This is a genomic window from Herbaspirillum sp. YR522 (genome assembly GCF_000282575.1).
GTDB lineage: Bacteria > Pseudomonadota > Gammaproteobacteria > Burkholderiales > Burkholderiaceae_D > Herbaspirillum.
This window is the reverse complement of the sequence record NZ_AKJA01000002.1, coordinates 1-1,215: the sequence shown is the minus strand read 5'-3', so window position 1 is coordinate 1,215 and position 1,215 is coordinate 1. Positions and strand designations below refer to the sequence as shown.

At 62.5% G+C, this 1,215-nt stretch carries 2 protein-coding genes and 1 pseudogene; all 3 read left to right on the top strand.

What is annotated here, in order from left to right; all coding sequences use genetic code 11:
* A pseudogene (locus PMI40_RS22800) lies at positions 1–379 on the top strand (hypothetical protein); the annotation flags it as partial.
* The gene (locus tag PMI40_RS00015) at positions 379–741 is read left to right on the top strand and encodes a hypothetical protein (protein ID WP_008110820.1); all 363 of its coding nucleotides are present in this window, start codon (positions 379–381) and stop codon (positions 739–741) included. The pseudogene PMI40_RS22800 and the gene PMI40_RS00015, both read left to right, overlap by 1 nt.
* 6 nt (positions 742–747) lie before the next feature.
* Positions 748–1,215, top strand: a 468-nt coding sequence (locus PMI40_RS00010) for a baseplate J/gp47 family protein (protein ID WP_008110818.1), incomplete at its 3' end; no start/stop codon positions are given.

The following is a 1,215-nucleotide window of genomic DNA, read 5'->3' as shown; positions in this document are numbered from 1 at the left end:
CGGCATGGCCGGCGGCCGGACGTTCAACGACGTGGACCGGCCGCTGGCGGTACAGAGTGGCGAGTTCTGGCTGATGCATAAGCTGGGCGGTTCCATCAAGCTGACCAACGACGGGAAGGTATCGGTGAACTCGGCGGTCGAGATCAACGCCGCCGGACCAGTCATCAACCTCACCGCCACCGGCAATGTCAACGTAGTGGCGCCGTCGATCACTTTGGGGGCCGCTGGCCAGGCACTGAAAAGCTTCATCACGGATGCCTTCATCGCGCTGTTCAACAGCCACACGCACACCAGCACCGCCGCCGGCACGCAAACAAGCAACCCGACCCAGCAAATGAATCCGGCAGCGCACGCCACATCGACAGTAAAGGGGGGCTGATGGACCTGCACCACTACATAGGCGACGACCTGGCGCTGGATTCCACTGGCGACCTGCTGCTGGCCGAAGACACCATCGAGGGCCAGCAGCGCGTTCTGCGGCGCCTATTGACTGCCACCAAGGGCTATCTCTGGCATCAGGCCTATGGCGCTGGCGTGCCGGGCATCGTTGGCCAGAACTATGACGAGGCCGCCATCCGCGGCGTTATCCGGGCGCAGATCTTCAACGAAGCGGTGGTGTCGAGATCGCCGGATCCGGTGATCACCGTCACGCAGATCACCAACGGCGCCAGCGTCCGGATCCAGTACCAGGACGCCATCACCCGCAAGCCTGTCAGCTTGAATTTCAACGTCACTCAGTAGGTAAAAATGGCCATCAGCACCAAAGACTTCGCCACCCTGGTGAGCGATCAGGTCACTGCTATCCAGGCGAAATCGAAGAAGTTCATCAACTTCACCGTCGGCAGCGTTCTGCTGGCGATCGCGGAATCGAACGCAGCCATCGGACTGTGGTTTCAAGCGCTCATCATCAATCTGCTGTCGCTGACGCGGGCGTCGACCTCGACCGATGCAGATCTCGATAGCTGGATGGCAGACTTCGGGGTGTTCCGGCTCAAGGCGGTTGCGTCGTCCGGCCAGGTGACGTTTTCCCGGTTCACGCCGACGATTGCCGCGCTGGTCCCGTTCGGTATCACCGTGAGTACCGCTGACGGCAGCCAAAGCTTCACCGTCGTAGCCGACACGAGCAATCCGGCCTATACCGAGGCGGGATATACGGTGCCGGCCGGCGTGGCCAGCGTCACCGTGCCGGTGGTAGCGGCCGCTGCCGGCGCCGCC